A 1,763-nucleotide genomic window follows, 5' to 3' on the forward strand; every position below is an offset into this window, starting at 1 on the left:
ACCCTAACCCTCCCCTTAGTAAGGGGAGGGAACTGGATTTTTATTGTTACCCCCCTTTATAAGGGGAAAGGGGGGTAACAATGTGATGAAAATTACGGGATACGACTTTTCAAACATCCGCTAAGATCCCCGACTTCTTTTCTATTGTATCAAGAAATTATCAATTGATGTTCAGAAGTCGGGGATCTGGTTATTATTGTATCAAGAAATTATCAATTGATGTCAAAAGTCGGGGATCTGGTTATTTATGTTCCTGTGAGTTTTCGCATTTCTTCTTCTGAAAGCATTTCGTTAATATCGTTGCCCATTTTTACTGTTTTACCTTTTGCACCCATTTTCACAGTTTTCCGAGTTCCATCGGAGATTTTTCGGGTTTTTCGGAGTTCTTCTTGGGCGTTGTTTAAGGATTCTGTCATGTCTTTATTGCCGATTTTTATGGTCATGCGTCGGGCTGTTTCTAATATTTGTTCGGCTTTTTGTGGATCATGTTCGGCTATTTTTGTGGCTTGGTTGACGAGGTTGGCTATATTGCATTGTTGGACATAATCCATGACTTCTTGATTGACTTGGGCTGCATTTTCCTGTCCGGGAACGAATTGAATAATTAGGTTTTGTGGTGGAAGTTCACCGCGTATTTTTTGTCCGGGTATGTCGTAGGTGAGTCCAAGTTGGGCGATACGCACACGAGTAGCGGGACGATTATTAATAGTAAATTCGAGGATAAATATGGTTTCGTCATTAGCGATCGCATTCCCTAAAGGATGAGGATCTTGATTAATGGGAAATTCGGCTTGGGTGGGGTAAGCGCGAACAATTCTAGTCAGTTCTACTCCTTTAACTGTTTTCACTGTTAGGGCTAGATTGGTGATAACTTCTTGTTGGGCTTGGCTATATTCGTCTATAATTTTATTGGGTAAATCAAGGATGGAAATTTGTGTACCTATGGCTGTTCCTGGGACAATATAAAGTAATTTTCCTCCTGTAGAATCGCTAAGATGTGTAAGTAGGTCTTCGTTAAATTCTCCTACTCCTAATGCGGTAATGGGGATATTATTGGTGGCGAAATTACTAGAAATTGAGCGACATTGATCTTCATCAAATGTTTGTCCATCAGTAAATAATAGGGCGCGTCTGACTGTCATTTGTTGTTCACTTAAGATATCAAATGCCCGACGTAATCCTAAACCCATGCGTGTACCACCGGAAAAGTTTCTCAGGTTGTTAATAGCATTTTCTAGTTGATTAATTTCTGTGGCACTGGTTAAACCGATAGTTTGGGAAGCGTTATCATCAAATTGGACTATAGCAATGCGATCGCTGGTGGTCAATTTTCCCGAACGGACTAATGCTAATAAGGATTCAATGACTATATCTATTTTGGATTTTCCCCCTGTAACCTGTTGATATGCTTGGCCGTCTTGTTGATAAGTAATCCCCGTTGGTTTTGACTCTCCTGATACTACTTCATACATTGAACCACTGGTATCAATAACAAAGGTAAATGTGGTATGTGGGGAACTTGTGGCGACATCTTTAGTAGGACGTAATTTCAACATCACAAATAATTTTTGTGCTGCTGTATCTGCTGGCATAAATTCCCGATGGGGAGTAATACTAATGTTAAGATTGTTCTGCATTTTTCTTTCCTAATTAAATATAGCAGGGAACAGGGAACAGGGAACAGGGAACAGAGTTGAAAGTCCTTTGGTGTATAGTTTTTTAGGTAAATTTTGTATCTCATTCAAGTGCATACCGCTATAATT

The 1,763-nt window shown here is 39.6% G+C and carries 1 protein-coding gene; it reads right to left on the reverse strand.

Going from position 1 to position 1,763, the window contains the following annotated elements; genetic code table 11:
- Positions 1 to 245: 245 nt before the first annotated feature.
- Positions 246 to 1,637, reverse strand: a complete 1,392-nt coding sequence (locus tag IQ228_RS25705; protein ID WP_193964954.1) for a VWA domain-containing protein — start codon at positions 1,635 to 1,637, stop codon at positions 246 to 248.
- Between the last annotated feature and the right edge of the window lie 126 nt (positions 1,638 to 1,763).

The organism is Dolichospermum sp. LEGE 00246, from assembly GCF_015207865.1.
In the GTDB taxonomy this organism is placed as follows: Bacteria; Cyanobacteriota; Cyanobacteriia; order Cyanobacteriales; family Nostocaceae; genus Dolichospermum; species Dolichospermum heterosporum.

Excerpts from the sequence above, each read along its gene's own strand:
- IQ228_RS25705 (WP_193964954.1), bottom strand. The coding sequence starts at position 1,637 with ATGCAGAACAATCTTAACATTAGTATTACTCCCCATCGGGAATTTATG.